Annotated in this window: 23 protein-coding genes; 11 read left to right on the forward strand and 12 right to left on the reverse strand. The window is 68.8% G+C overall.

The window, feature by feature from the left end; all coding sequences use genetic code 11:
- Nucleotide 1 precedes the first annotated feature (1 nt).
- The 5 genes from ABIC44_RS05555 to ABIC44_RS05575 all read left to right on the forward strand — a co-directional run bounded on the left by ABIC44_RS05555 (nucleotide 2) and on the right by ABIC44_RS05575 (nucleotide 5,885).
- Entirely contained in the window at nucleotides 2-1,156 is a 1,155-nt protein-coding gene (locus ABIC44_RS05555) for a phosphoserine transaminase (protein WP_354294213.1), read from the forward strand.
- A 151-nt stretch (nucleotides 1,157-1,307) separates the two neighbouring features.
- Nucleotides 1,308-2,885: a phosphoglycerate dehydrogenase gene (gene serA, locus ABIC44_RS05560; RefSeq protein ID WP_354294214.1), complete on the forward strand. Its 1,578-nt coding sequence runs from the start codon at nucleotides 1,308-1,310 to the stop codon at nucleotides 2,883-2,885.
- 152 nt (nucleotides 2,886-3,037) lie between these two features.
- Nucleotides 3,038-3,379, forward strand: coding sequence for an endonuclease domain-containing protein (locus ABIC44_RS05565; protein WP_354294216.1), 342 nt, complete (start codon nucleotides 3,038-3,040; stop codon nucleotides 3,377-3,379).
- The gene (locus ABIC44_RS05570; RefSeq protein ID WP_354294217.1) at nucleotides 3,376-4,482 is read left to right on the forward strand and encodes an ATP phosphoribosyltransferase regulatory subunit; all 1,107 of its coding nucleotides are present in this window, start codon (nucleotides 3,376-3,378) and stop codon (nucleotides 4,480-4,482) included. Before ABIC44_RS05565 ends, ABIC44_RS05570 begins: the two co-directional genes overlap by 4 nt.
- 113 nt (nucleotides 4,483-4,595) lie before the next feature.
- A complete protein-coding gene (locus tag ABIC44_RS05575; RefSeq protein WP_307102887.1) occupies nucleotides 4,596-5,885 on the forward strand; it encodes an adenylosuccinate synthase in 1,290 nt (429 codons plus the stop codon).
- Between the two features lie 233 nt (nucleotides 5,886-6,118).
- On the opposite strand, the gene ABIC44_RS05580 is transcribed toward ABIC44_RS05575, so the two are convergent.
- From ABIC44_RS05580 to ABIC44_RS05605, 6 genes are all read right to left on the reverse strand, one after another.
- Nucleotides 6,119-6,505, reverse strand: coding sequence for a hypothetical protein (locus tag ABIC44_RS05580; RefSeq protein ID WP_307102889.1), 387 nt, complete (start codon nucleotides 6,503-6,505; stop codon nucleotides 6,119-6,121).
- A 62-nt stretch (nucleotides 6,506-6,567) separates the two neighbouring features.
- Nucleotides 6,568-7,635, reverse strand: a complete 1,068-nt coding sequence (aroC, locus tag ABIC44_RS05585; RefSeq protein WP_354294219.1) for a chorismate synthase — start codon at nucleotides 7,633-7,635, stop codon at nucleotides 6,568-6,570.
- Nucleotides 7,632-8,177: a GNAT family N-acetyltransferase gene (locus ABIC44_RS05590; protein ID WP_307102894.1), complete on the reverse strand. Its 546-nt coding sequence runs from the start codon at nucleotides 8,175-8,177 to the stop codon at nucleotides 7,632-7,634. Before ABIC44_RS05590 ends, aroC begins: the two co-directional genes overlap by 4 nt.
- A gap of 206 nt (nucleotides 8,178-8,383) precedes the next feature.
- Nucleotides 8,384-9,175, reverse strand: coding sequence for an enoyl-ACP reductase FabI (fabI, locus tag ABIC44_RS05595; protein ID WP_261269366.1), 792 nt, complete (start codon nucleotides 9,173-9,175; stop codon nucleotides 8,384-8,386).
- A gap of 8 nt (nucleotides 9,176-9,183) precedes the next feature.
- The gene (locus tag ABIC44_RS05600) at nucleotides 9,184-10,155 is read right to left on the reverse strand and encodes a YihY/virulence factor BrkB family protein (protein WP_307102896.1); all 972 of its coding nucleotides are present in this window, start codon (nucleotides 10,153-10,155) and stop codon (nucleotides 9,184-9,186) included.
- 7 nt (nucleotides 10,156-10,162) lie between these two features.
- On the reverse strand, nucleotides 10,163-11,101 hold the full coding sequence (locus ABIC44_RS05605; protein ID WP_354294221.1) for a DnaJ C-terminal domain-containing protein: 939 nt from the start codon (nucleotides 11,099-11,101) through the stop codon (nucleotides 10,163-10,165).
- A 99-nt stretch (nucleotides 11,102-11,200) separates the two neighbouring features.
- On the opposite strand from ABIC44_RS05605, the gene ABIC44_RS05610 reads away from it, so the two are divergent.
- A complete protein-coding gene (locus ABIC44_RS05610; RefSeq protein ID WP_307102899.1) occupies nucleotides 11,201-11,446 on the forward strand; it encodes a hypothetical protein in 246 nt (81 codons plus the stop codon).
- Between the two features lie 192 nt (nucleotides 11,447-11,638).
- On the opposite strand, the gene ABIC44_RS05615 is transcribed toward ABIC44_RS05610, so the two are convergent.
- Genes ABIC44_RS05615 through ku form a run of 4 tightly spaced genes read right to left on the reverse strand, consistent with a single transcriptional unit; the run spans nucleotide 11,639 to nucleotide 18,355 of the window.
- Entirely contained in the window at nucleotides 11,639-12,532 is an 894-nt protein-coding gene (locus ABIC44_RS05615) for a transglutaminase family protein (protein ID WP_307102901.1), read from the reverse strand.
- The gene (locus tag ABIC44_RS05620) at nucleotides 12,529-14,985 is read right to left on the reverse strand and encodes a circularly permuted type 2 ATP-grasp protein (RefSeq protein WP_354294223.1); all 2,457 of its coding nucleotides are present in this window, start codon (nucleotides 14,983-14,985) and stop codon (nucleotides 12,529-12,531) included. The genes ABIC44_RS05615 and ABIC44_RS05620 overlap by 4 nt, the downstream gene beginning before the upstream one ends.
- Before the next feature lie 45 nt (nucleotides 14,986-15,030).
- Nucleotides 15,031-17,472, reverse strand: coding sequence for a DNA ligase D (ligD, locus tag ABIC44_RS05625; RefSeq protein ID WP_354294224.1), 2,442 nt, complete (start codon nucleotides 17,470-17,472; stop codon nucleotides 15,031-15,033).
- Nucleotides 17,465-18,355, reverse strand: coding sequence for a non-homologous end joining protein Ku (gene ku, locus ABIC44_RS05630; protein ID WP_354294226.1), 891 nt, complete (start codon nucleotides 18,353-18,355; stop codon nucleotides 17,465-17,467). Before ku ends, ligD begins: the two co-directional genes overlap by 8 nt.
- A 96-nt stretch (nucleotides 18,356-18,451) precedes the next feature.
- Between ku and pdxH the strand changes: the two genes are divergently transcribed.
- From pdxH to ABIC44_RS05645, 3 genes are read left to right on the forward strand one after another with little or no spacing between them, the layout of a single operon-like run.
- On the forward strand, nucleotides 18,452-19,033 hold the full coding sequence (gene pdxH / locus ABIC44_RS05635; RefSeq protein ID WP_354294228.1) for a pyridoxamine 5'-phosphate oxidase: 582 nt from the start codon (nucleotides 18,452-18,454) through the stop codon (nucleotides 19,031-19,033).
- A complete protein-coding gene (locus ABIC44_RS05640; RefSeq protein ID WP_354294230.1) occupies nucleotides 19,030-19,983 on the forward strand; it encodes a cation diffusion facilitator family transporter in 954 nt (317 codons plus the stop codon). The genes pdxH and ABIC44_RS05640 overlap by 4 nt, the downstream gene beginning before the upstream one ends.
- Nucleotides 19,983-20,786, forward strand: a complete 804-nt coding sequence (locus ABIC44_RS05645) for a PhzF family phenazine biosynthesis protein (RefSeq protein WP_354294232.1) — start codon at nucleotides 19,983-19,985, stop codon at nucleotides 20,784-20,786. The genes ABIC44_RS05640 and ABIC44_RS05645 overlap by 1 nt, the downstream gene beginning before the upstream one ends.
- Nucleotides 20,787-20,988: 202 nt before the next feature.
- Here the strand turns inward: ABIC44_RS05645 and ABIC44_RS05650 are convergent, their stop codons facing one another.
- Nucleotides 20,989-24,375 carry a chromosome segregation SMC family protein gene (locus ABIC44_RS05650; protein ID WP_354294234.1) on the reverse strand — a complete coding sequence of 1,129 codons (3,387 nt, stop codon included), beginning with the start codon at nucleotides 24,373-24,375 and terminating at the stop codon, nucleotides 20,989-20,991.
- A 228-nt stretch (nucleotides 24,376-24,603) separates the two neighbouring features.
- Here ABIC44_RS05650 and ABIC44_RS05655 point away from each other — a divergent pair, with 228 nt between their 5' ends.
- Complete coding sequence (locus ABIC44_RS05655; protein WP_354294236.1) at nucleotides 24,604-24,984, forward strand: hypothetical protein; 381 nt, start codon at nucleotides 24,604-24,606, stop codon at nucleotides 24,982-24,984.
- Nucleotides 24,985-25,185: 201 nt separating this feature from the next.
- Nucleotides 25,186-25,521, forward strand: a complete 336-nt coding sequence (locus ABIC44_RS05660; RefSeq protein ID WP_354294354.1) for a contact-dependent growth inhibition system immunity protein — start codon at nucleotides 25,186-25,188, stop codon at nucleotides 25,519-25,521.
- 64 nt (nucleotides 25,522-25,585) lie between these two features.
- On the opposite strand, the gene ABIC44_RS05665 is transcribed toward ABIC44_RS05660, so the two are convergent.
- The gene (locus tag ABIC44_RS05665) at nucleotides 25,586-26,863 is read right to left on the reverse strand and encodes an NAD(P)/FAD-dependent oxidoreductase (protein ID WP_354294237.1); all 1,278 of its coding nucleotides are present in this window, start codon (nucleotides 26,861-26,863) and stop codon (nucleotides 25,586-25,588) included.
- Between the last annotated feature and the right edge of the window lie 20 nt (nucleotides 26,864-26,883).

A 26,883-nucleotide genomic window follows, 5' to 3' on the forward strand; every position in this document is an offset into this window, starting at 1 on the left:
AATGACTGATACGATTGCCGCCGACGCCACTCTTGCGCCCGCGAAGCCCGCCACCAAACCGGCGCGCCCCTATTTCTCCAGCGGTCCCTGCGCCAAGCCTCCCGGTTGGGAAGCGGCCAAGCTCGCGACGGACAGCCTCGGCCGTTCGCATCGCTCGAAGATCGGCAAGCAGCGGCTGCAATATTGCATCGACCTGATGCGCGAGCTGCTCAAGCTCCCCGACACCCACCGCATCGGCATCGTCCCCGGCTCCGACACCGGCGCGTTCGAGATGGCGATGTGGACCATGCTGGGCGCACGCCCCGTCACCACCCTGGCCTGGGAAAGCTTCGGCGAGGGCTGGGTGACCGACGCGGTCAAGCAGCTGAAGCTCGACCCCACCGTCCTGCGTGCCGATTACGGCCAGATCGCGGACCTGAACGCGGTCGACTGGTCGAACGACGTGCTCTTCACCTGGAACGGCACCACCTCGGGCGTGCGCGTGCCCAATGGCGACTGGATCGCCGACGACCGCGAGGGCCTGTCCTTCGCCGACGCGACCAGCGCGGTGTTCGCCTATGACCTGCCCTGGGACAAGATCGATGTCGCGACCTTCTCGTGGCAGAAGGTGCTGGGCGGCGAGGGCGCGCATGGCGTCCTGATCCTGGGCCCGCGTGCGGTCGAGCGCCTCGAAACCTACACCCCCGCCTGGCCGCTGCCCAAGGTGTTCCGCCTGGTGTCGAAGGGCAAGCTGGCCGAGGGCGTGTTCAAGGGCGAGACGATCAACACGCCGTCGATGCTCGCCGTCGAGGACGCGATCCTCGCGCTCGAATGGGGCAAGGCGCTGGGCGGCGCGGCGGCGCTGGTCAAGCGGTCGGACGCCAATGCGGCGGCGCTGAACAAGATCGTCGAGGAGCGCGACTGGCTCGGCCATCTCGCCGCCGATCCGGCGATCCGCTCGACCACCAGCGTCTGCCTGACGGTCGAGGGCGCTGACGAGGCGCTGATCAAGAAGATGGCCGCGCTGCTGGAGGCCGAAGGCGCGGCCTATGACGTGGCGGGTTACCGCGACGCGCCCGCGGGCCTGCGCATCTGGTGCGGCGCCACGGTCGAAACCGCCGATATCGAGGCGCTCGGTCCCTGGCTCGACTGGGCCTACGCCACGGCCAAGGCCTGACCCTTCTTGGCCCTCTCCCCGCCGGGGGGAGGGTTGGGTGAGGGGCGGCACTAGGCTGATCCGCAAATGGATCGCCCAGCCCCAACCCCTCACCCCGACCCTCTCCCCAGTGGGGAGAGGGAGCTATTCCCCTATTCCCGGAGCCATCCCCATGCCCAAAGTTCTCATCAGCGACAAAATGGACCCCAAGGCCGCTCAGATCTTCCGCGAGCGCGGGGTCGAGGTGGACGAGATCACCGGCAAGACTCCGGAAGAGCTGAAGGCGATCATCGGCCAGTATGACGGCCTGGCGATCCGCAGCTCGACCAAGGTCACCAAGGAGATCCTGGAGCACGCGACCAATTTGAAGGTCGTCGGCCGCGCCGGGATCGGTGTCGACAATGTCGACATCCCCGCCGCCAGCGCCAAGGGCGTGGTGGTGATGAATACGCCGTTCGGCAACTCGATCACCACCGCCGAACACGCCATCGCGCTGATGTTCGCGCTTGCCCGCCAGCTGCCCGAGGCCGATGCCTCGACGCAAGCGGGCAAGTGGGAGAAGAACCGCTTCATGGGCGTCGAACTCACGTCCAAGACGCTGGGCCTGATCGGCGCGGGCAATATCGGCTCGATCGTCGCCGACCGTGCGCTGGGCCTGCGGATGAAGGTCGTCGCCTTCGACCCGTTCCTGACGCCCGAGCGCGCGCTGGAAATGGGCGTCGAGAAGGTCACGCTGGACGAACTGCTCGCCCGTGCCGACTTCATCACGCTGCACACGCCGCTGACCGACCAGACCCGCAACATCCTGTCGGCCGAAAATCTCGCCAAGACCAAGAAGGGCGTGCGGATCATCAACTGTGCGCGTGGCGGCCTGGTCGATGAGGAGGCGCTGAAGGCCGGGCTCGACTCGGGGCATATCGCGGGCGCGGCGCTCGACGTGTTCAAGGTGGAGCCCGCCAAGGAGAGCCCGCTCTTCGGCACGCCGAACTTCATCTCGACGCCGCATCTGGGCGCGTCGACCACCGAGGCGCAGGTCAATGTCGCGATCCAGGTCGCCGAGCAGATGGCCGATTTCCTGGTGTCGGGCGGCGTCACCAACGCGCTCAACATGCCCAGCCTGTCGGCCGAGGAGGCCCCCAAGCTGAAGCCGTACATGGCGCTCGCCGAAAAGCTGGGCGCGCTGGTCGGCCAGCTGACGACGGGCGCGATCGCGCGCATCTCCGTCCATACCGAGGGTGCGGCGGCCGACCTCAACGCCAAGCCGATGGTCAGCGCGGTGCTGGCCGGGTTCCTGCGCAACCAGACCGACACGGTCAACATGGTCAACGCGCCGCTGCTCGCCCGCGACCGCGGTGTCGAGGTGCGCGAAGTGCGGACCGAGCGCGAGGGCGATTATCACACGCTGCTGCGCGTGTCGGTGAAGACGGCGGACGGTGAGCGTTCGGTCGCGGGCACGCTGTTCGGCGATCAGGCCCCGCGCCTGGTCGAGCTGTTCGGCATCAAGGTCGAGGCCGATCTGGCCGGGCCGATGCTGTACGTCGTCAACGAGGACGCGCCGGGCTTTATCGGCCGCCTGGGCACCACGCTGGGCGAGGCGGGCGTCAATATCGGCACCTTCCACCTCGGCCGTCGTTCGGCGGGCGGCGAGGCGGTGCTGCTGCTTTCGGTCGACGAGGCGGTGGACGCGAACCTGCTTGGAAAGGTCAAGGCGCTGCCGGGCGTGAAGACCGCGATGGGCCTGGTGTTCTGATCCCACAAAGCCCTCTCCCCCTCGGGGAGAGGGTTGGGTGAGGGGCGGGGGCTGGGCGATAACGTTGTGCCAAGCCCCAACCCCTCACCCCGACCCTCTCCCCAGTGGGGAGAGGGAGTGGTACGCTCCTCGAAACAGGGGGAGCCATTCACATGCAGACCGACCCCGTCCTTCGGGATCGCGCCCGCGCCATGCGTCGCGCAATGACCGAGCCGGAAAAGCGCCTTTGGCTCATTCTCCGCGACCGGCGCTTCCACGGCATCAAATTCTCGCGCCAAGTCCCGGTCGGCCCTTATATCGCCGACTTCGCCGCGCGCTCGCACAAGCTGGTCATCGAGGTTGACGGCGATACGCATAGCGACCAATCACGCGATGCCCGTCGTACGGCATGGCTGGCGCAAGCGGGATACCAGGTGATCCGGTTTCCCAATGCGGATGTCATGACCAACCCCGACGGCGTGGCGCACACGCTGATGAACAGGTTTACTCGATGACCGCGCTCCTTCCCGAAGGCTATCACGACCGTCTTCCGCCTTATGCCGATGCCGCCGCCTCGGTCGAGGCGCGGGTGCTGGAGGCGGCGCGTCTGCATGGCTATGAGCGTGCCGATCCGCCGTCGATCGAGTTCGCCGAGGCGCTGGGCTCGCGGTTGAAGGCGGGGGGGCTGCATGATGCGGTTCGCTTCGTCGATCCGGTGTCGCAGCGCACGCTCGCCATCCGGCCCGACCTGACCGCGCAGGTGGCGCGGATCGCCGCCACGCGCATGGGGCATCACCCGCGCCCGGTGCGCCTGTCCTATGCGGGCACCGTCGTGCGCCTGCGCGGCTCCGAACTCGCGCCCGCGCGTGAGTGGCGCCAGATCGGTGCGGAGCTGATCGGGCTCGACTCGACGGCGGCGGCGACCGAGGTGGTGCGTGTCGCGGTCGAGGCTCTGGTCGCGGCGGGTACAACCGGCATTTCGATCGACTTCACCCTGCCCGATCTGGTCGACCTGCTGGCCGCCGGGCCGTTGCCGGTCGCGGGCGATCAAGTGGCAGCGCTCCGCGACCGGCTGGATGCCAAGGATGCGGGCGGGGTCGCGGCGATCGCACCCGCCTATCTGCCGCTGGTCGAGGCCGCCGGGCCGTTCGCAACCGCCATCGCGCGTCTCCGCGCCTTCGACACCCAAGGCGTGCTCGCCAGCCGTCTCGATGCGCTGGAGGCCATTGCGGCCGCACTGGGCGAGGGGGTGTCGATGACGCTCGACCCGACCGAACGGCATGGGTTCGAGTTCCAGAGCTGGCTGGGCTTTTCGCTGTTCGTCGCGGGGCCCCCGCGCGAAGTGGGACGCGGCGGCACCTATACCATCTTCCACGAGGACGGCGCCGAGGAGAAGGCGACCGGCTTCTCGCTCTATGCCGACGCCATCGTCGCCACCGCCCCGCCGACCGAGCGGCGGCGGCTGTTCCTTCCCTTCGGCACCGAGCCTGCGACGGGGGCCTCGCTCCGCGCGCAGGGCTGGGTGACCGTGCAGGCGCTGGAGGAAGGGGACACCCCGCAGGCGCAGCTTTGCACCCATATCCTCGACGGCGGCGCGCCGCGCGCCATCGCCGGTTGACATCGGGGGCCGCGTCCCGCTAGGCGCGCCCCGCACATCATTGGAAACCCCCCTCGCGCCGAGTCCTGTCGAAGGGCGCATGGGGTCCGTCCGGCAGGCGGAGCATAGCATCCATGGCAAATGTAGCAGTCATCGGCGCGCAATGGGGCGACGAAGGCAAGGGCAAGATCGTCGACTGGCTGGCCGAGCGCGCCGACATGGTCGTCCGCTTCCAGGGCGGGCATAATGCCGGTCACACGCTGGTCGTCGGCGAGAATGTCTACAAGCTGTCGCTGCTTCCCTCGGGCATCGTGCGCGGCACCCCCAGCGTCATCGGCAACGGCGTCGTCCTCGACCCCTGGGCGCTGAAGGCGGAGATCGAGCGGCTGGGCGAGCAGGGCGTGAAGGCCACGCCGGAGACGCTGCGCATCGCCGACAATTGCCCGCTGATCCTCCCCATCCACCGCGACCTGGACGGTCTGCGCGAGGATGCGAGCGGCGCGGGCAAGATCGGCACCACGCGGCGCGGCATCGGTCCGGCGTACGAAGACAAGGTCGGCCGCCGCGCGATCCGCGTGTGCGATCTGGCGCATCTGGATGACCTGGGTCCGCAGCTTGATCGCCTGTGCGCCCATCACGACGCGCTGCGCGCCGGGTTCGGCGAGCCGCCGATCGATCGCGAGCGGCTGCTGGCCGATCTGCGCGAGATCGCCGATTTCGTCCTGCCCTTCGCCAAGCCGGTGTGGCGCGACCTCAACGAGGCGCGAGCCGGCGGCAAGCGCATCCTGTTCGAGGGTGCGCAGGGCGTGCTGCTCGACATCGATCACGGCACCTATCCCTTCGTCACCTCGTCCAACACCATTGCGGGTGCGGCGGCGGGCGGCTCGGGCCTGGGGCCATCTGGCGTCGGCTTCGTGCTGGGCATCGCCAAGGCCTATACCACCCGCGTCGGATCGGGCCCGTTCCCGACCGAGCTGGAGGACGAGACCGGCCAGCGTCTGGGCGAGCGCGGGCATGAGTTCGGCACCGTCACGGGCCGCAAGCGGCGTTGCGGCTGGTTCGACTCGGTGCTGGTCCGCCAGTCGGCGGCGGTCGGCGGCATCACCGGCATCGCGCTGACCAAGATCGACGTGCTCGACGGGTTCGACGAGGTGAAGATCTGCGTCGGCTACAAGCTGGGCGACCAGACGCTCGATTACTACCCGACCCATGCGGCGGATCAGGCCAAGGTCGTTCCCGTCTATGAGACGATGGAAGGCTGGCAGGAATCGACCGCGGGCGCGCGCAGCTGGGCCGACCTGCCTGCCCAGGCGATCAAATATATCCGGCGGATCGAGGAATTGATCCGCTGCCCCGTGGCGCTGGTTTCGACCAGCCCGGAGCGGGAAGACACGATCCTGGTGCGCGATCCATTTGCGGACTGATCTGGAAGGCCCCGGCGAGAGTCGGGGCCTTTTTTGTTGCGGGCGGTGTCGCGTGGCCTTCGACTTCGCTCAGGCTGAACGGGGTTCAGTACCGAGGCTCGTTCACCCCGACGGCGGTCAGCTCAAACCTCCGTTCAGCCTGAGCGAAGTCGAAGGCCAAGCCCCGAACCCAAACAAAAGACCCGGCCGCTCGCGCGACCGGGTCTTTTCCGTAGTGACGAACCCGTAAGGGCTTACATGCCGCCGCTGCTGCCCGGCGGAGTGGTGGTGCCGCCCGTCGTGCCGCTACCCGCCGAACCGCTGGTGGTCGGGTCGCTGCCCAGCGTGCCGCTGCCCGTGGTCGTCGACGAACCCGTGGTGTCGGGCATGGTCGAGGGGGTGTTGACCGTGCTGTCGGGCGTGGTCGTCCGGCTGCGGCTCTTGCTGCGCGTGGTCGAGCGGGTGGTGGTGCTCGGCGTCGTGCTCATCGTGTCGCCAGGCTGGCCCATGGTCTGTCCGGGCGCCTGGCCCGGCATGGTCGTCTGGCCCGACATCGTGCCCGTCGTGCCGCCCGTGACCTGCGCCATGCCGGCGGCGGGGATCAAAAGGGCACCGGCTGCGATCATATGCATGTAACGCATTGATTCTCTCCTGCTTTATTCTCGCAATGGTTAACGAGGCAGGAGAACGTCCGTTCCTCTAGTTAACCACACTGACCGCGATGAAGCAACGCCTGATCGGCTAAAACCAGCGCGACCATCGACTCCACAACCGGAACGCCGCGAATGCCCACACAGGGATCATGACGTCCCTTGGTCGCGATCTGCGTTTCCTCGCCGGTGCGGGTGATGGTGTCGACAGGGGTCAGGATCGAGCTGGTCGGCTTGAACGCGACGCGCATCGTCACCGGCTGACCGGTGGCGATCCCGCCCGCGATCCCGCCCGCATGATTGGCCAGGAAGCGCGGGCCGCCATTGCCGCTGCGCATCGGGTCGGCATTCTGTTCGCCGGTCAGCGCGGCGGCGGCGAACCCGTCGCCAATCTCGAAGCCCTTGACCGCATTGATGCTCATGCAGGCCGAGGCGAGTTCGCTGTCCAGCTTGGCATAGAGCGGCGCGCCCCAGCCCGCAGGCACGCCGGTCGCCTCGCACGCGACGACCGCGCCGACTGAGGAACCCGATTTCCGGGCGCCATCGACGATCGCTTCCCAGCGTTCCGCCGCCGCCGCATCGGGGCAGAAGAACGGGTTCGCGTCGATCTGCGCATCGTCAAAGGCGTCATAGTCGATCCGGTCGCCGCCGATCGATTCGACCCAGGCGCGGATGCGGACCTGCGGGATCACCGCCCGCGCGACCGCGCCCGCCGCGACCCGCGCCGCCGTCTCACGCGCCGAGGAGCGCCCGCCGCCGCGATAGTCGCGAAAGCCGTATTTCGCGTCATAGGCATAATCGGCATGGCCGGGGCGATAGGCGAGCGCGACGTTGGAATAATCCTTCGACCGCTGGTCGACATTTTCGATCATCAGGCTGATCGGGGTGCCGGTGGTCTTGCCCTCAAACACGCCCGACAGAATGCGGACCTGATCGGGCTCGCGCCGCTGGGTGGTGAAGCGGCTGGTGCCCGGACGGCGCTTGTCGAGCCAGGGCTGGATGTCCTCCTCGGACAGCGCGATTCCCGGCGGGCACCCGTCGACCACCGCGCCCAGCGCCGGGCCATGGCTCTCGCCCCAGGTGGTGAAGCGGAACAGGCGGCCGAAACTGTTGAAACTCACGCTGCGTCTCCAAGCCGGGCGAAGGCGGGGGCATGGGCGGCGGCGCCCCGCACGCCGCAGGGGATCAGTCCGCCTTGCAGCGGCACCGCCAGGAAATAATCGCCCGCATAGGGGCTGTCGAAACCGCGCGCCACGTCCGCCGCAAAGCCGAACCGTCCGTAAAAGGCGGGGTCCCCCAGCGCGAAGCACAGGACGACGCCCTCCTGCTCCAGCCGCTCGATCCCCGCAGCGACCAGCGCCTCGCCCACGCCCTGCTGCCGCCAGTCGCGCGCGACGGCGATCGGGGCGAGCGCGACCGCGTTGATCGGCTTGCCGCCGATCTCGACGCTCATGCGGCTGAAGGCGATCGCGCCGACCAGCGCGTCCGTCGCCTCGTCGATCGCGACCAGCATCAGCACCATGTCGCCCTCGACGCACAGGTCGCGGACCAGTGCGGCTTCGGCGGGGGCGGGGAAGCTGGCGACCAGCAGCGCGTCGAGCGCGGCGACGTCCTGTCCCTGCGCAGGGCGGATGGTGATGGCAGCGTTGGGCTGTTCGGACATGGGTTCGTCTTTAGCGAGGTCACAGCGGAAGACGCGATAGATAATGTTGGCGACCCCTTCCTCCCCTGGAAGGGGAGGTGGCAGGCCGCAGGCCTGACGGAGGGGTGTCAGCGTCCGCGAGGTGGGGCTGTCTTTCGACGCGCCATGCCCCTCCACCATGCTTCGCATGGTCCCCCTCCCCAAGCGGAGCTTGGGGAGGATTGGGGTTACGCCAGCGCGATGTCGGGTGCGTCCTCGGCCTTCATGCCGATGACATTATACCCGGCGTCGACATGGTGGATCTCGCCGGTCACGCCCGACGACAGGTCGGATAGCATGTACAGGCCAGCACCGCCCACATCCTCGATCGTCACGGTGCGACGCAGTGGCGAGTTCAGCTCGTTCCACTTGAGGATATAGTTGAAGTCGCCGATGCCGCGTGCCGCCAGCGTCTGGATCGGGCCCGCCGAGATCGCGTTGATGCGGATATTCTCCGGACCGAGGTCGACCGCGAGATACTTCACGCTGGTTTCCAGCGCCGCCTTGGCCACGCCCATGACGTTGTAATGCGGGATGACCTTTTCCGCGCCATAATAGGTCAGGGTCAGGATCGAGCCGCCCTCGGGCATCATCGTGCGCGCGCGCTGGGCGACCGCGACCAGCGAATAGGCCGAGATGTTCATGGTCATCAGGAAATTGTCGAGCGTGGTGTCGTAATAACGCCCGCGCAGCTGCGACTTGTCGGAAAAGCCTATGGCATGGACGACGAAGTCGATCGTCGGCCATTCCGCCTTCAGGTCCTCGAACAATTTGTCGAGCGACTCCATCTCGGAGACGTCGCAGTCGAACAGGCGCGCCACGCCCAGCTGTTCCGCCAGCGGGCGGACCCGCTTTTCCATCGCCGCGCCCTGATACGAAAAGGCGAGCTCCGCGCCCGCCTCCGAAAGCTGCTTGGCGATGCCCCAGGCCAGCGACTTGTCATTGGCCAGGCCCATGATGAGCCCCCGCTTGCCTGCCATCAATCCGTTCACGCCGTTACCGCTCCTGCCGGTTCGCTGTCTTCAATCGCCCTCTCTAGCGCCGGTTCGGGCGGTTCCGCCAGTGCCGCGTTCAAATGAGCGCCGAAAACCAGCCCCAGGCCGATCAGATAGAAGAACAGCAGCATCACGACGACGCCCGCCAGGCTGCCATAGGTCAGGTCGTACCCGCCCAGTTGCGACAGCGCCCAAGGCAGCAGCGCGGTCATGCTGACCCACCAGACGGCGGTGAACAGCGCGCCGGGCCATTTGCGGCAGTTGCTCTCGCGATATTTGGACGGGGTGACCGAATAGAACAGCATGTAGAGCGCGCCGAACATCACCGCGCCGGGGATCAGCCGCGACAGCCCGACCCAGCCTGCGACATTCTGCGCAAAGGGGACGAGGCGATAGATGAACTGTTCGGCGGCGGTCAGGATACCAGCCGCCAGGAAGGAAAGCAGTGCGATGACGACCGAGGCGATGATGACCAAAGTCGAGGACAGCCGCGATCGCCAGAAGGCCGCCGTCGCCTTCACGCCGTAGGCCCGGTGGAAGATGTCGCGGATCGTCTCGATGAAGCCGCCGACCGTCCACAGCCCGACCAGCCCGCCCAGCCAGAGCAGCGATCCCGTCCGCGCCGCCAGCACGTCGCGAATCGGCTTGCGCAACAGGTCGCTGACATCGGGGGGCAGGACGTGCAGGAAGCTCTCGACCGCATGCTGCGTCTCGTTGCTCTGCCCGAACAGCGAGAGGAGGGCGGCCGTCGTGATGAAGAACGGGAACACCGTCATCAACGCCAGATAGGCCAGGTTGCCCGCATGGATGAACCCGTCGTTGAAGACGCCGATCGAGGTCCGCTTCAGGATCTCGAACGCGTACGAACCCGGCCGGACCTTGGCGAGTTGCCGGTCCAGCCCGGTTCGGGCCTTGCCCCTGTGATGCGCGCGGTCTTCGGGGGTCAGGCCATTCGGGTCGTTCATGGAACGATCAGACGCCCAGCGCGGCCCTCGGGTTCCTGTCGTCGCTCCATTCGGCCGCGAAGCGTTGCAAGGCTGCATCATCGGCCGGAATGTCGATGATCAGCGTGATGAGCTGATCGCCGCGTCCGCCATCCTTGCGGTGGAAACCTTTTCCCTTCAATCGCAATGTCTTGCCCGAGCTGGTGCCCGGCGGCACGGTCAGCATCACGGGGCGCTCGACGGTGGGAACCTTCACCTTGCCGCCCAGCACCGCCTCGCCCAGCGAAATGGGCAGGTCGAGCCGGACATCGTCGCCGTCGCGGATGAAGAAGGCGTGCGGGCTGACCTCGATCGCGACGATCGCATCGCCCGCGCCGCCCGGACCCGGCTCGCCCTTGCCCGCCAGACGCATCTGCGTGCCCGTCTCCACCCCGGCGGGCAGCTTCAGGTCGATCGTCTTGCCGTCGCCCAGCGTCACCCGCTGCGGGCTGAGCGTCGCGGCGTCGATAAAGGGCACCTTGAGCGCATAGGTGATCGTGTTGCCCTTGGGCGCCTCGCGACGGCCGCCGCCGCCGAAACCGCCAAAGCCGCCGCTGAACCCGCCGCGCCGCGCGCCGCCGAACATCCCCTCGAAGATGTCGGACATGTCCGCACCCTCGCCGCCAAAGTCGAACTGCTGGCGAAAGCCGCCCGCACCGGGGCGCGGTCCCGCGCCGCCGCCCCCGAAGCCGAAGGGCGCGGCGGGGTTGCCGTCGCCGTCGATCTCGCCCCGGTCGAACCGGGCCCGCTTGTCCTTGTCGTTCAGCAGGTCATAGGCGTTGGTCACCTGGCTGAACTTTTCCGCCGCCTTGGGATTGTCCTTGTTGCGGTCGGGATGCAGTTCCTTCGCCAGCTTGCGATAGGCTTTCTTGATATCGGCTTCGCTGGCCGTGCGGCTTACGCCCAGCGTCTGATATGGATCGGCCACTCTTGTCCCCGTTGCCAGTGTATTACCGATCTATGTGGGGAAGTCCGCACCGGAGCGCAATCCGTCTCCCATGCGTTGCAGCATCGAAGGAGACGGATCATGACCCAGCCGATGCAGGCGACCGGCAAAGACGGCAAGATGGGCGACGCCAAGAAGGGCGCCCCCGACGGCGTATCCGACGCGCCCGGCAAGCATGGCGGCGAAAGCCAGGGCGGCGGTTACGAAGGCGTGCCCGAGCGCGAGGGTGATTTCCACGGCGGCCAGAGCGGCGCGGCCTATCACGGCACGGGCGGGCATCCCGACCCCGACAAGGACAATCCCAATGCGGTGACGGAAGAGGGCTAAAACCCCAACCCTCGTTCAGCGATGCCTGTTCTTCCCTCGCCCCTGTCCAGGGGAGAGGGAAGAAGCCATCCCGAATGTCGATCCGCCCTGAAACCGCAACTCCCGTTCAGCCTGAGCGAAGTCGAAGGCCAAGGGATTCGGTCTGACGCCGCGCCCTTTGCTCCGTTCGAACGGTGGCGAGGCGGAGGCTGACTACCCCGCCACCATCTCCCCGACCGGCGCGACGTCGACGCTGACGTCCATCTTCTGCGCGCCCGAGCCCAGCACCACGCCGTCGACCGGCGCGATCTCGGCATAGTCGCGGCCGACCGCGACGATGATGTGGTCGCCCGCCATCCAGATGCCGTTGGTCGGATCGACCCCGACCCAGCCGCGTTCGGGCCCGCACCAGATCAGCACCCAGGCATGGGTCGCATCCGCCCCCACCAGCCGGGGCTGGCCCGGCGGCGGCAAAGTGCGGATATAGCCCGAGGCATAGGCCGCCGGAATCCCCGCGGCGCGCAGGCCGGTGATCATAATCTGCGCGAAATCCTGGCACACGCCGCGCCGCTGGCGAAACGCCTCGGCCGGGGGCGTGTCGACCAGGGTGGCGGCGGGGTCGAAGGCGAATTCGCGCTGGATGCGCCCCGCCAGCGCGAACCCGGCCTCCAGCGCGCCACGCTCCGGCGACAGGTCGGGGGCGCACCATTCGGCGATGGCGGGATCGAGCGGGATCAGCGCCGAGGGAAAGATGTAGTTGGCCGGGCCCGCCGCCGACAGGTCGCGGCTCGACCGGGCGAGCGCGGACACCTCGGCCAGCGTCGGGTCGCCGGGCGAGGGCATCGGCACCGGCCGGTCGACCACCATATGGGCGCGGCTTTCGATCGTCAGGCTGCGCACCGGCCGGTCGACGACCAGCCGGGTGACATGCGCCAGCCCCGCCTCGGCCCGTGCGGTGCGGGTGCGGCCGACCGGCTCGACGATCAGGTCATAGGCCTCCAGCGTCTGGCCCGGCCAGTCGATCGGCTTCAGCCGCAGGTTGCACCGCGCATATTTGACCTGCGCGCCATAGTCGAAGCGCGTGATGTGGCGGATGTCGTAGATCATGCCAGTGTCAATCCGCCCGCCCGCAAGGGCTCGGCTCCCTGCAGGAAATAGCGGCGCGCGATGGCCTCGGAAAGCAGGCCCAGCCGCCGCTCGACATCGCCCAGCGTATCGGCGTCCAGGGTGCGCGCATCCTGGGTCTCGACGGCGGCGCGGATGGCGATGGCCAGCGCCTGTTGCGGCTCGGCCATGTCGTCGTCGGACAGGACCGGCAGCCGCGACAGGCAGTCGGCGATGCGCGCGGTCTGATAGGCGAGCGCGCGCGGGTTGTTGGGGTCGAGCGCCACCAGATCGACCACCGCGACACGCGCCAGCCCGGTCGGATAACGCTGGCGATAGCTGATCTGGCTGTTGGCGAGGTCGAGCAGCGTTGACAGGTCGTCCGCCGACGCCCCCGCCATGCCGAACAGTCGCGTCGCGCGCGCCACCGCCATCGCCCGCTCCACCCGGCGGCCGAGATCGTGGAAGCGCCAGGCCGTGGTGCGAACCATATGCTCGGCCGACAGCCCGGCGATGGCGGCGTAGCGGCGCTGGAGCGAACCCGCCCGGTCGAGCATCCCGACATGGCTGGGGAAGGGCGCCTCCAGCAGCCGCACCATGTCGGCGGACAGGCGATCGCGCGACCCCTCGCTGATCCCGCGCGCCAGCCGGTTGATCCGCGCGACCGAGTGCCAGGCCTCGTCCTCCATCGCGGTGCGGGCGAACTGGGTGAGGGCGGCCCGGTGCAGGCTGTCGGGATGCGGCGCGGCTCCCCCGCCGGTGATCAGCCCGACCAGCCGTCCGACGGTGCGCGGGTCGAGCGCCGCGCCGCCATCGACGTCGATCGAATTGCCCAGCATCACCCGGATCGCGGCGAGCAGCGCCTCGCCACGCTCCAGATACCGGCCCAGCCAGTAGAAATTGTCGGCGACCCGGCTGGGCAAGGTCCCCGGATTGCGCCGGACATGCAGCGAATCGGGCGCGGCGAGCAGCGACATCGGCGCCACCGGGTCCGGCCCATGGACGCAGACATCGGCCGACCACAGCCCTTCGCCGATCATCGCGGCGGTCGCTTCCGGATGGTCGCCGATCCGGCCGAAGCCGCCGGGCAGGACGGTCCAGCGCCCCTCGGCATCGCGCGCGGCGAAGACCCGCAGGGTGAAGGGGCGGGGCTCCAGCCGGTCGCCGATGACGACGGGCATGGTCGACAGCCGCACCATCTCCTGCCCGACATAATCCTGCGGGCGGCGGGCCATGTCGGCGAGCAATGTCGCGCGCTCCCCGGCCGACAGGGTCGCGCCCGGCCGCGCGCCGTCCGGCAGGCCGAGCGGCCGGGGACCGAAGGCGGGGGCGATCAGCAGCCGGTCGAGATGGGCGGTGACATGCCCGGCCTGAGCAGGACCGCCGCACCACCAGGTCGCGATATTGGGCAGCTTGAGCGGCGCGCCTGCCAGCTTCTGCGACAGCGCGGGCAGGAAGGCGGAAAAGGCCGGGCTTTCCAGCACGCCCGCGCCCGGCGCGTTGGCCAGCACCACCTGTCCCTCGGCATAGGCGTCGATCAGGCCGGGCACGCCGATCTGCGAATGGCTGTCGAACGCCAGCGGGTCGAGCAGCCGGGGATCGAGTCGCCGCCACAGCGCGTCGATCCGCTTGAGCCCGCCGACCGTGCGGACATAGACCTGCCCCTCGATCGCGGCCAGGTCGGCGCCCTCGACCAGCAACAGCCCCAGATAGCGCGCCAGATGCGCCTGTTCGGGATAGCTGGGGTTGAACCGGCCGGGGGTCAGCAGGCCGATGCGTGGATCGGCGCGACGGCATTGCGCCGCCAGCCCGGCGCGGAAGGCGGCGAAGAAGGGCGCATGGCGCTGGACGTTCAGCCGGTTCTGCAGCCCGCCGAGCGTCCGGCTGACCGCCAGCCGGTTCTCCAGCGCATAGCCCGCGCCCGCCGGGTTGCGCAGGTGATCGGCCAGCACCCGCCATTCGCCGTCCGGCCCGCGCGCCAGGTCGAAGGCGACGAAGCTGAGATGATGCCCGCCCGGCGGCGTCACCCCGACCATGGGCCGCAGGAAATAAGGGCTGCCGGTCGCGAGCGCCGCGGGAATATGCCCCTGGGCCACCAGATCGCCGGGACCGTATAGATCGGCGAGGATCGTCTCCAGCAGTTCGGCGCGTTGGACCACGCCCGCCTCGATCCCCGCCCATTCGGTGGTGTCGATCAGCAGGGGCACGGGCGAGACGGGCCAGGGGCGCTCGTCGGTTTCGCCGATGATGCGGAACCCCGTGCCGATATCGGCGGCGTGGCGCTGCACCCGCTCGCGCGCATGGGCCAGGTTGCTGGCGACGGCGGCCAGTTCCTCCAGCATCGCGGGCCAGGCCGGGTCGGTCGATCCCGCCAGCACGTCCGAGGGCGTCGCGATGCTGCGATAGGTGGCGATCCAGGCGGCGGCCTGTGCGGGGCTGTCCTCGGATGGGTCCATCGGGCGGGGAAAATCGCCGTATCCGCCCAAGGTTGCAACAGGCGATTAGAGGTCGGGCAGGATTTGATCCGCGCCCCCCCAGCCGCGCAGGGCCGCGCCGTCGGCGCGCGCGACCAGTTCGGCGGCGTCGCGGATGGTCCAGCGTGCCGCCCGGTCGATCGCGTCCAGCTCGCGCCACGCCACCGGGGCGGCCACCGGCGCCCCGGCCCGTGCCCGCGCCGAATAGGGCATGACCGCCGTCGCGCCGCGCTGGTTGCGCAGCCAGTCGATGAAGATGCGGCCCTTGCGCTTGGCCTTGGTCATGACCGCGACGAAGCGTCCCGGATCGCTTTGCGCCAGCGCCTTGGCGAAACGCTCGGCAAAGTCCGATACGGCAGGCCAGTCGGCATCGGGCGTCAACGGCACGACGACATGCACGCCCTTGCCCCCCGACAGCATCGCGAAGCTCGTCAGCCCCAGTTCGGCCAGCTGGTCGTGGATATGCACGGCGGCGCGCTTCACCTCGTCGAACGACACGCTGGGGTCGGGATCGAGGTCGAAGATCATCCGGTCGGGCTGCTCCAGCGCGGCGATGCCCGCACCCCAGCCATGGAATTCGATCGACCCCATCTGGATACAGGCGCGCAGGCCCTCGGCATCCTCGACATAGAGATAGGGTTCGGTGCCGCCGTCCTTCTCGCGGATCGGCACCGAATGGACCTGCGGCCCGAAACTGCCCGCGTCATGCTTCTGGAAGAAACAGGCCCGCGCGCGGCCTTGCGGACAGCGGACCAGGCTGACCGGCCGCCGCGCGGCCCAGGGAAGCATCAGCGGCGCGACGGTCGCGACATAATCGGCCAGATCGCCCTTGGTCAGGTCGCTGTCGGGGAAGATCACCCGGTCGGGATGGGTGATCGTGACCGCGCTTTCGCCCGACGAGGAAGCGGGGGCGGGGGCGGGGCGTTCCTCGACCACCTGATCGGCGGGCTTGTCCTCGCGCAGCCCGATGAAGCTGGGATGGCGGAGCAGGCCATCGGGCGTCGTCTCGGTAAAGGCGATCTCGGCGACCAGATCGGGGCGGACCCAGTGCGCGCCGCGTACCATCGCGCGCGGGGCCTCGACAGGGGCGGTCTTGCGCGGGCGAGCGTCGAGCAGCGTGCGCAACTCGGCCATGCGTTCCTGCGTGAAGCCGGTGCCGACCTTGCCGACATAGGCCAGCTTCCCGTCACGGTACACGCCCAGCAGCAGCGACTTCAGCCCCCGTCGTGCCTTGTCCGATGGCAGCCAGCCGACGATGACGAATTCCTGCCGTTTCAGGCATTTGATCTTCAGCCAGTCGCGGCTGCGCGCCGAGGGATAGCGGCTGTCGGCGCGCTTGGAGACGACACCCTCCAGCCCCTCGGCACAAAGCTTGTCGAACAGCGCCTCGCCCGCGCCGGTGATATGTTCGGCGAACTGGATCGTCCGGTCGCCCTTGGGGACGATGCCGCGCAGCCGTTCCTTGCGCTGGACGAGCGGCAGGCCGGTCAGATCCTCGCCATCGAGCGAGAGCAGGTCGAAGGCGAAGAGGCTCATCGGCCTGTCGGTGCCGATCGCGTCCTTCAGCGTCGAGAAGTCGGGCCGTCCTTCCTTGAACGCGACGATCTCGCCGTCGATCAGCGCGGTGGTGGCGGGTAAGTCGGCGGCGGCCGCGACGACCCCTGGGAATTTGTCGCTCCAGTCCAGCCCGCTGCGGGTAAATACGCGCGCCTCACCATTGCCGACCGCGATCAGCGCGCGGTAGCCGTCATATTTGATCTCGTGCAGCCAGCCATTCCCGGCGGGCACCTGGTCGACCAGCGTGCAGAGCGCCGGGGGCTGAAATTCGGGCATTGCGCCCCCTTTCGCCTTGGCTTTCGCTTTGCTCGGCCGCGTCTTGGCGGACTTTGGCTTTGCCGCTTTCCCTTCGGCGATCTGCGCCATGGTCCGTCCGGTCGAAACGCTGGTCAGCGCCTGATCGGTCAGCGTGTCCGTACCCCCGGCATGGGCATCGGCGACCTTGCGGAGCAGCCAGTTCTCACGCTTCTCCTTGGCCCGTGGTTTCATCCGCACGAGTAGCCATTCGCCCTTCATCCGCTCACCGTCGAGGATGAAGTGGAGGTGGCCGTCCTCCAAGTCGTTGGCGCTCTTGCCTTCGACCGGCGACCAGGTCCCGCGATCCCACAGCATCACCGTGCCGCCGCCATATTCGCCCGCCGGGATCGTCCCCTCGAATGTCGCATAGGACAGCGGATGATCCTCGGTCCTGACCGCCAGCCGCTTTTCGTCGGGGTCGATGCTGGGCCCGCGCGTGACGGCCCAGCTCTTGAGCACTCCGTCCACCTCCAGCCGGAAGTCCCAGTGCAGCCGGGTCGCGTCATGCTTCTGGACCATGAAGCTGTTGCCCTTGCCCGGTTCCAGCGTTCCCGCAGGCTCGGCGGTGCGGGTGAAGTCGCGCTTGGCGTTATAGCGTTCGAGCGGATCAGCCATGTTTGCGCGCCGGGGCTTTGCGCGTGGTCGTCTTTTTGGCGGGGGCCTTGCGCGTCGTCTTGGCCGGGGCCTTGCGGGTTCGCGATCGGGTTTCGCCCGTCTCCATCGACTTTTTCAGCGCCGCCATCAGGTCGGCGACATTGCCGCCCGACTTGGGCGGCGTGTCATCCTCGTCCTCGATGATCTTCTTGGCCCTGCTCTTGCGCTTGCGTTCGATCAGCCGGTGCAGCGCCTCGACATAATGGTCGTGGAACTGTTTGGGATCGAAGGGACCGGACTTCTTCTCGATCAGCGCCTCGGCGAGGTCGAGCAGTTCGGCGTCGGGCTTGGCATCGCCGATGTCGCTGAAATAGGCTTGCGCCTTGTTCACCTCGTCGGCGTAGCGCAGCGTCTCCAGGATTAGCCCGCGCCCGCACGGCCGCAAGCTGACGATATACTCCCGGCCCCGCAGCGCCAGCTGGCCCAGGCCGACCTTGCCCGTCCGCTTCAACGCCTCGCGCAGGACGATGAAGGCTTCCTCAGCGAGATCGTCGGCGGGCACGACGAAATAGGGGCGTTCGTAATAAAGGACGTTGATCTCGCCCGCGTCGACGAAGCGAGTCAGTTCCAGCGTCTTCTTCGATTCCAGCTTGACCGCGTCGATCTCCTCCTGGTCGAGCAGGACATAATCGCCCTTGGCAACCTGATAGCCCTTCACGATCTCGTCGGTGTCGACGGGGCCGATATCGTTGACGACCTTTTCGTAATGGATCGGCTTGCCGCTGGGTTCGTGGATCTGTTTGAACTGGATGGTCGCGCCGCTTTTGGTCGCCGGATAGAGCTCGACCGGGATCGAGACGAGCGCGAGGCGTATCTGACCCTGCCAGTAAGCGCGTGCGGGCATTGGGAAAATCTCCGTTGCGTTACCGACCCAATGACGGACTCAGCGTTTCCGTTCCCGACATTGGTTTTCGGATGGCAGAGGCGTATGGGCGACGACATGGCCGACGATCCCTTTGCCCTGTTCGATGCGTGGTTTGCCGAGGCGCGTGCGAGCGAAATCAACGATTCCAATGCGATGGCGTTGGCAACCGTCGATGCGACCGGACAACCCTCTGTGCGCATGGTCCTGTTAAAGGGCCATGATCCGCGCGGATTCGTGTTCTACACCAATCGCGAGAGCCGCAAGGCGCAGGACCTGGGCGAGGGGAGCAAGGCCGCGCTTCTCTTCCACTGGAAGTCGCTACGCCGCCAGATCCGCATCGAGGGGCCGGTATCGCGCGTCGATGACACCGAGTCGGACGCCTATTTCGCCAGCCGGGGCCGCGACTCGCAACTGGGCGCCTGGGCCTCGGACCAGTCGCGCCCGCTCGACGCCCGCGAGACGTTCGAGACGCGGTTCGAGGACATGCGGGCCCGCTTCGAGGGCGGCGACGTGCCGCGCCCGCCGCATTGGGGCGGGTATCGCGTGACGCCGCAGCGGATCGAATTCTGGCTCGATCGCGAACACCGGCTGCATGAACGCCGTGTCTTCACCCGCACCGGCGAGGGCGGTTGGGACGAAGGATTGCTGTTCCCGTGACCCAGGACGAACGCAAGAAGCTTCTGCCGCTGGCGACCAAGGCGGCGCTGGCCAGCGTCGCCATGGCGCTGTTCCTGTTGGCACTCAAAGGCTTCGCCGCGTGGCGGACGGGATCGGTCGCGATGCTCGGGTCGCTGGCCGATACGGCGCTCGATCTGCTGGCCAGCCTGGTCACGCTGTACGGCGTCCGGCTGGCGGCGACCCCGGCCGACCATGACCATCGTTTCGGCCATGGCAAGGCGGAGGCGCTGGCGGCGCTGTTCCAGGTCGCGCTGATCACCGCCTCGGCGGCGGGCATCGCGTGGCGCGCGGTCATGGCGCTGGGGGCGGACAATCCGACGAGCGACGCCGAGTTCGGCATCGGCGTGTCGGTGATCGCGATCGCCGCGACCGTGGTGCTGCTCGCCTATCAGCGCAGCGTCATCCGTCGCACCGGGTCGGTCGCGATCCTGGCGGACAATGTCCATTACCAGTCGGACGTGCTGCTCAACGGATCGGTGATCGTCGCCATGGTGCTGGACCAGTATTTCGGTTGGCATGGCGCGGACCCGATCTTCGGCATCGCCATCGCGCTGTGGCTGGCCTGGGGCGCGTTCCAGGCCTCCTCGACCGCGATCGACCAGCTGATGGACAAGGAATGGCCCGACGATCAGCGCGCCGCGTTCCTGGACGTCGCCGCGCGCCAGCCGGGGCTGAAGGGCATTCACGACTTCCGCACCCGTCGTTCGGGCAGTCACGACTTTGCGCAATTCCATATGGAGGTGGCGCGCGACCTGACCGTCGCCGCCGCGCATGATATTGTCGAGGGGGTCGAACGCGCGCTGCGCCGGGCCTTCCCCAAGGTCGAGGTGCTGATCCATCTCGATCCCGAAGGCCATGTCGACACCGACAATCCGCTGGTCGAGGCGGACGTGACCCCGCACTGGTTCGGCAAGCGGATCGGCTATTGATGCGCATCCCCTTCACCCAGGTCGATGCCTTTGCCGAGGCGGCGTTCGGCGGCAATCCGGCGGCGGTGATGATGCTGTCGGAGTGGCTGGACGACGCCACGCTGCTGGCGATCGCGCAGGAGAACAACCTGTCCGAAACCGCCTTCCTGGTGGCGGCCGACGGTGCGGCGGCGGATTTCGAGCTGCGCTGGTTCACGCCGGGCGACGAGGTCGAGATGTGCGGCCACGCCACGCTGGCGAGCGGGCATGTCGTACTGTCCTCCGATACGACGCGCGAGCGGGTGCGCTTCGCGACCCGCCATGCCGGGGTGCTGGAGGTGGCGCGCGACGGGCTGGGCTACAGCCTGTCGCTGCCCGAACGGACGCCGTCGCCGGAGGCGCTGCCGGGGGTGGTCGAGGCGCTGGGCGTCGGGGGCGTGGTCGCGACGCTGCGCCATCCGGCGGGCTATGCGGTGGTCGTGGTCGACGATGCGGCGCGGGTACGGGCCTGCACGCCCGACTTCGCGGCGCTGGCGGCGGCGGGTCGCTACGTCGTGATCCTGACCGCGCGCGGCGGGGCAGGGGAGGCGGACGTGGTCAGCCGCGTCTTCGTGCCCGCCTTCGCGATCGACGAGGACCCGGTGACGGGCGCGGCGCACGCGGTGATCACGCCCTATTGGACGCAGGAGCTGGGCCGCGATGCCTTTGTGGCGGAGCAGGCGAGCGCGCGCGGCGGGCGGCTGCGTTGCCGGATGGAAGGCGACCGGGTGGTGCTGGGCGGCGGATGCGTGACGGTGATCGAGGGAACGTTCCTGCTGCCGTGAGCGGCCGGGTGCGAGGGCTTCGACTTCTTCGTTCAGCTTGAATGGGGTTCAGCACCCCGGCGAAGGCCGGGGCCCAGGCTCCATCAAGCCTGTGGCGCGCCACGCGATGCGGGGGAGGCCAATGCCCGGCGCCTTCGATGACACATAGCAACTGGACCCCGGCCTCCGCCGGGCTGACGTTATAGGAAATTGCAGGGCGGCCTCACTCCGCCGCCAGCAACGTCTCCGCCGCCTGCAAATCCACCGACACCAGCCGGCTGACCCCGCGTTCGATCATCGTCACGCCGAACAGCCGGTGCATCCGGCTCATCGTCACCGCATTGTGCGTCACGATCAGATAGCGCGTGTCCGTCTCGCGCGTCATCCGGTCGAGCAGCCCGCAGAAACGGTCGATATTGGCATCGTCCAGCGGCGCGTCGACCTCGTCCAGCACGCAGATCGGCGCGGGGTTGGTCAGGAACAGCCCGAAGATCAGCGCCACCGCCGTCAGCGCCTGTTCACCCCCCGACAACAGGGTCAGCGACTGGAGCCGCTTGCCCGGCGGCTGCGCCATGATCTCCAGCCCCGCCTCCAGCGGATCGTCCGAATCGACCAGCGCCAGATGCGCCGAGCCGCCGTCGAACAGAGTCGCGAACAGCGTCTGGAAATGCCCGTTGACCGCCTCGAACGCCTCGAGCAGCCGCTGCCGCCCCTCGCGGTTGAGCAGCCCGATCGAACCGCGCAGCCGCGCCACCGCTTGGACCAGATCCTCGCGCTCGGCCGCGCTCGCCGCGCCGCTGGCCTCGAGTTCGGCCAGTTCCTGTTCGGCGACGAGGTTGACCGGACCGATCCGCTCGCGATCGGCGGACAGCTTCTCGTGCGCGGCCCCCTCGGCCTGGGGCGAGCCGACGCCCGCGCTCTCGAACCCCAGCTTCTCCGGCAGGACCGGCGCGGGGCAGGCGAAGCGCTCGCCCGAGACGCGGCCCAGCTCGACCCGGCGCAATTCGTGATTCTCGACCCGCGCCAGCGCGCCCGCCCGCGCTTCCCGCGCCGCCGACAGCAGGGCGTTGGCCCCGGCATGCGCAGCCTCCGCCGCGCGCAGCGCGCGTTCGGCTTCGGCCTCCTCCGCCTGGGTCCGCTCCGCCTCCGCCTTGGCGGCGTCATGCGCGGCGGCGAGCGTGGCGATCTCCTCGGCCAGCTGCGCCGGGCGATCGGCGATGGCGGCGGTATCGCGGTCCAGCGTGGCGGCGCGGGCATCCATCTCGGCGATCCGCCCGGCCGCCTGACCCGCGCGCTGTTCCCAGCCCTGCGCCTCGGCAATGGCGGCGGCCAGCCGGTCGCGGGTCTGCGCCAGGCTGCGTTCCAGCGTGGTCCGCTCCGACCGCGCCAGCGCCACCGCCGAGCGGGCGAGCTGCGTCTCGGTCTGGAGCCGCGCCGTCTCCGCCGCGCTCGCGCTGCCGTCGGGCAGGGCGGCGAGCGCGGCGGCGGCGCGGTCGCATTCGATCGCCGCCTCGTCCATCTCGTTGGCGATCCGCTCGGCCCGGATGGCGAGGTCGGCGCGCTGTCCGGACAGGCGTTCGATCTGCGCCTGCGCCCGGTCCTCGGCGCGCTGCGCCTCGCGATGCGCGGCCTCGGCCTGGGCGAGCAGCGTGCGGGCGCTGGCGGCGGCACCCCGCGCACGCGCGATCCGCTCGTCGATCGTGACCCGCGCGGCGGTGGCGGCGGCGACCACGCTTTCGGCCGCGGGACGCTCCGCCTCCAGCTTCGCCAGCCGGTTGCGGCGTTCCATCCGCTCCGCCGCCGCCGCGCCGCCGCCCTCGCCGACATAGCCGTCCCAGCGCCGCAGCCGCCCCTCGCGCGTGACCAGCCGCTGGCCGACGCGGAGCGGCTGGCCCGAATCCGCCTCGACCAGGAAGATCTGCGACAGCCGCCGCGCCAGCGTCTCGGGCGCCTGGATCCGCGCGCCCAGCGGCAGCGTGCCGACCGGGGCGGGGGGATCGTCCTCGGCGATGGGCGACCCCTGCCAGTCGACCAAAGGCGTATCCAGCTCGTCGCCCAGCGCCGCCGCCAGCGCGCGCTCGAAGCCCGGATCGGCCTGCACTTCGTCCAGCAGGCGGTCGCCGCCCTTGCGCTCGGTCGCGCGGGTCAGCGCGGTCATCTCGGCATCCAGCGCGGCGAGCGCGGCGATCGCCTGCGCGCGCGCCGCCTCGGCGGGATCGCGTTCGGCGGTGGCCATGGCCTCGCTCTCCTCGGCCCATTGCGAAGCGGCGCGCGCCTTGTCGGCGTCGGTGCGCGCGGCGGCCTGGGCGGCGATGGCGGCATCGCGCACCGCCTCCTGCCCGGCCAGGTCGGGCAGCGCCTCGATCGCGGCGGCGACCCCGCGCGCCTCGCGCTCGGCGCGTTCGTGGCGCGCCCGCGCGGAGGTCAGCCCGGCCTCGGCGATGCGGCGTTCGGCGGCTTCGGCGGCCTGGGCGGACAGGGCCCGCGCCAGCGCCACCTCGGCATCGCGATTCTTGCTCTCCGCTTCGGCCAGCAGCGTGTCGAGCCGGGGCATGGCCTGGGTCGCATGGGCGATGCGCGCGTCCAGGTCCTCGCGCTCGTCGGTCAGCCGCTGGATGGCGGCGGCGGCGTCATGCGCCAGCGCATCCTCGCGCGCGCGATCCTCGCCGACGCGGGTGCGCGAGGATGCCAGTTCCTCGATCCGGCGTTGCAGCCCGTGACGCTGGTCGCGGGCGCGGGACAGGGCATGGCCCGCCTCGCTCAACGCATCGCGCGCCGCCAGCGCGGCGGCACGGGTCCGCGCGGCCAGCGCCACCGCCTGCTCCTGTGCCCCGGCGGCGATCCGCTCGGCCTGCGTCGTCTCGGTCACCCGGCGTTCGGCGGCGTCGGCCTCGATCCGGGCGGACGCGGCGGCATCGGCGGCGTCGCGCCAGCGGGCGAAGATCATCCGCGCCTCGGCCATGCGGATCTGGTCGGAGATCAGGCGATAGCGCTCCGCCGCGCGCGCCTGTCGCCGTAGGGTCGCGATGCGGGCATCCTGGTCGGCGATCGCCTCGTCCAGCCGGGTGAGATTGGCCTCGGTCGCGCGCAGCTTGGCCTCCGCATCACGGCGGCGGACGTGGAGCCCGGCGATCCCGGCGGCTTCCTCCAGCATCGCGCGGCGCTCGGCGGGCTTGGCGGCGATGACCGCGCCGATCCGGTTCTGGCTGACGAGCGCGGGCGAATGCGCGCCGGTGGCGGCATCGGCGAACAGCAGCGCCACGTCCTTGGCGCGCACGTCGCGCCCGTCGATCCGGTAGGCCGAGCCCGCGCCGCGTTCGATCCGGCGGACGATCTCGGTCTCCTCGCCCTCGCGCTCGGCCAGGATCGTGACCTCGGCGAAGTCGCGCGGCGGGCGGCTGGCGGTGCCCGCGAAGATGACGTCTTCCATCCCCGCACCGCGCATCGACCGCGCGCTGTTCTCCCCCATCGTCCAGCGCAGCGCCTCGAGCAGGTTCGACTTGCCGCAGCCATTGGGCCCGACAACGCCGGTCAGCCCCGGTTCGATGACCAGATCGGCCGGATCGACGAAGCTCTTGAAACCCGAAATGCGAAGCCGCTTGATCTGCACGGACCCGGTCGCCGCTCCCCCCGATGCGCTGTGGTTAACCGATAGCGGATGGGGGCGGGATGTCGAGGGGGGAGGCGTGGTGGAGACGCTCGCGGCGTGGTTGGGGTTTCCTGGCCAGGAATGGGGGATGTCGCCCAATTGCGGGCATTCAGCGGCTTGAGGTGCTTGCTCCACTTCGGTCGTTCGTTCAGTCTTCTGGCCTTCCGTGCAGCGAAGGATGCGAAGACGATGGTACGGCTGATTATTGCTGGCGTGCTGCTTTCTTTCTGCTCTGCCTTGTTGGGTTGGAAAGCCCAAAATTTTCGGAACGCTCAATCCTGCAAGTATATGGCTGGAAAAATTCCGACCTATGAAGGCTATATTAGCCGCCTACCTCTGACGGAAGGTAATATACCTCCATTTGCGATAGCAGAGATCTATCGTTGCTGGGCAGCGTATCCCGGGCGAACCATGATGCGGCCGCTGAAAATTGAAGATGCGCGGCGGCTCACTGCATCAACATACCTGCTTGCGTTCGGTATTTGGGGAGTGTCGGACTACTCTCTCTTGTTCGAAGTGGACAAGTCCGGGAAGGTGCGACGTGCTTATCAATATCCATACACGCTATAACGGAACAGCTTTTCGTTTCGCACAGACAGACGTCTCGTGTTGCCCGCTCTCGAAAGCTGCCGTTCCGCGTTCGCCCACTTGCCGACATTCTATAGGTTGATACGCTATCCTATGCCCTTGGTGCGCGAAACGAACGTCTGCCTCACGCTTGAACAGTTGGAGGGTGTGATTTGGGATGAGCCGGATCAGGAGGACACCCCCATGGTGCAGCGGATTCATGCAATCCGAAAAAAGCCTATTGGTAGTCTAACTGATGAGGAGTTGCGGTTAGCCGTCAGACAGCGTGTAGGAATACCTTTCATTCTCGACGTAGCTTTCCAGCGTTTGAGCGACGACCCACTGCTTGACGCGGACTGCTATCCCGGTGACCTTCTGTCCGCCTTGATCAGGGCCAAGGATGAGCTTTGGGTCGAGCGCGCTCACCTCCGTTCCCAACTTGTAGACCTGTATGCCTACGCGATGGCGCAGCCCCGCGACGCGACCGCTTCCTTTCGAGAGAGCTTGGGCCTGCCGCCAAGTGATCGGCCGACAAACTGATCCGGGCCGCTTGTCCTCTTCCCACCCATTTCCGTCATTCGCGCAGGTGCATGCCGTTTTCGGATCACCCGAACCGCGCCAATCCGAACGGTTCCAGAGGCACGGGTGACGCCTTTCCATCCAGCATCGCCGCCACCAACTCCCCCGTTATGGGGGCGAGGGTCAGGCCCAGATGGTTGTGCCCGAACGCATAGGACACACCCGTCATCCCCGGCACCCGCCCGATCGCGGGCAAATAGTCCGGCAGGGTCGGCCGCGCGCCCATCCAGGGTTTGGCGTCCTTGCCGATCGGCAGGCCCAGCGCGGCGATGTGGCGGCGCAGGCGGTTCCACTTGGCGGGGTCGGGCCTGGCCTGGGCGCGGGCGAACTCGACGATGCTGGCGGCGCGCAGGCCACCGGCGAAGCGGGTGACGATCATCGAGCGGTCCTCGAACACCACCGGGGGCAGGTCGGCGGGCCAGTCGACGGCCGGGCCGGTCTGGAGGTGATAGCCGCGCTCGGCGATGATCGGGGCCTTGAGCCCGAACGGTCGGAGCAGCGCCGCGCTCGCCACGCCCGCCGTCACGACGATCTGCGCCGCCGACAGGCGACGGCCGTCCTCGAGCCGGGCTTCGCCGTCGCCGACCGCCGCCACGCGTCCGACGATGCGCGTGCCGCCGTCCGCCAGGAAGCGGGCGAGGGTGGCCTCGGCAAGATGGGTCGGGTCGGCGATCTGGCCGCTCCCCTCGAAGCGGATGCCGCCCGCGAGCGGGGCGTGGACGCGGGGGCGCCAGTCCTGCAACTCCGACTCGGTCAGGGCGCGGAAGCGCGCGGTGCCGGTGTCCGCCGCCTGCCACCCGGCAAGCCCGCGCGCGGCGCTTTCGGGGGTTTCCCACAGCACGACATGACCGTCCTCGCGCAGCAGTTCGGGCGCGCCCAGCGCCGCGACATGACGCCGCCAGGCGGGCATCGCCTGTGCCAGCAGAGCGGCAAGCGCGCCATGCGCCCGCCGATAGCGATCCGCCCGCGCCGCGCCCAGCAACCGCAGCGCGAAGGGCAGCCAGGTCGCGATCTCGCGCGGGGGCAGCGCCAGCGCGCCGCCGCGAAAAAACAACCGCTTGGCAAAGCCGCGCACCATCGCGGGCGAGGCGATCGGCTCGGCCTGCTCGGTCGCGATATGGCCCGCATTGCCCCAGGAGGCGGCGCGCGGGGTCTCCTCCGCCTCGACCAGCGTCACCGCCCATCCGGCCCGTTGCAGCGCCAGCGCGGTGGTGGTGCCGATAACGCCGCCCCCGACGATCAGGGCGGTGCAATCTTGCGGGGCGGCGGCGTGATTTTCGGGCTTGGGCATAAGTCGGGTCATATCGTATACGGATTTCCTAG

The sequence above is a fragment of the Sphingomonas sp. 1185 genome (genome assembly GCF_040544655.1).
Taxonomy (GTDB): domain Bacteria; phylum Pseudomonadota; class Alphaproteobacteria; order Sphingomonadales; family Sphingomonadaceae; genus Sphingomonas.